1 rRNA gene (only partly in view) is annotated in these 1,155 nt (G+C 55.8%); it reads right to left on the minus strand.

What is annotated here, in order from left to right:
- A 23S ribosomal RNA gene (locus AW272_RS40085) occupies positions 1 to 1,155 on the minus strand (it extends past both window edges: 1,854 nt to the left, 769 nt to the right).

The raw sequence follows: 1,155 nt of genomic DNA on the forward strand, positions 1-1,155 counted from the left end.
TAAGGACTGTTAGTATCACTGGCCTCGATATGGGCGCATCACAGCGGGTACGGGAATATCAACCCGTTATCCATCGACTACGCCTGTCGGCCTCGCCTTAGGCCCCGACTTACCCTGGGCGGATTAGCCTGCCCCAGGAACCCTTGGTCATCCGGCGCAGAAGTTTCTCACTTCTGATTCGCTACTCATGCCTGCATTCTCACTCGCGTCGCCTCCACAACTAGATCACTCTGCTGCTTCGCCGGCGACACGACGCTCCCCTACCCATCCACGAACTGAATCGCGAATGCCACGACTTCGGCGGTGTACTTGAGCCCCGCTACATTGTCGGCGCGGAATCACTTGACCAGTGAGCTATTACGCACTCTTTCAAGGGTGGCTGCTTCTAAGCCAACCTCCTGGTTGTCTCTGCGACTCCACATCCTTTCCCACTTAGCACACGCTTAGGGGCCTTAGTCGGTGATCTGGGCTGTTTCCCTCTCGACTACGAACCTTATCGCCCGCAGTCTCACTGCCACGCTCTCACTTACCGGCATTCGGAGTTTGGCTGACGTCAGTAACCTTGTAGGGCCCATTAGCCATCCAGTGCTCTACCTCCGGCAAGAAACACGTGACGCTGCACCTAAATGCATTTCGGGGAGAACCAGCTATCACGGAGTTTGATTGGCCTTTCACCCCTACACACAGATCATCCCCCAGGTTTTCAACCCTGGTGGGTTCGGTCCTCCACGCGGTCTTACCCGCGCTTCAACCTGCCCATGCGTAGATCACTCCGCTTCGGGTCTACAGCATGCGACTCAACGCCCTATTCAGACTCGCTTTCGCTACGGCTCCCCCACACGGGTTAACCTCGCCACACACCATAACTCGCAGGCTCATTCTTCAAAAGGCACGCAGTCACATCACAGACAAGCAAGCTTGTCTACGCTCCTACGGCTTGTAGGCACACGGTTTCAGGTACTATTTCACGACCCCTCACCGGGGCGCTTTTCACCTTTCCCTCACGGTACTAGTTCACTATCGGTCATCAGGGAGTATTTAGGCTTACCAGGTGGTCCTGGCAGATTCACACAGGATTTCTCGAGCCCCGTGCTACTTGGGATACCCTCAAACAGTCCAGAGAATTTCGCCTACCCGGCTCTCACGGTCTACGGC

Origin of the sequence: Herbidospora mongoliensis, from assembly GCF_001570545.1 — a bacterium.
Lineage (GTDB): Bacteria > Actinomycetota > Actinomycetes > Streptosporangiales > Streptosporangiaceae > Herbidospora > Herbidospora mongoliensis.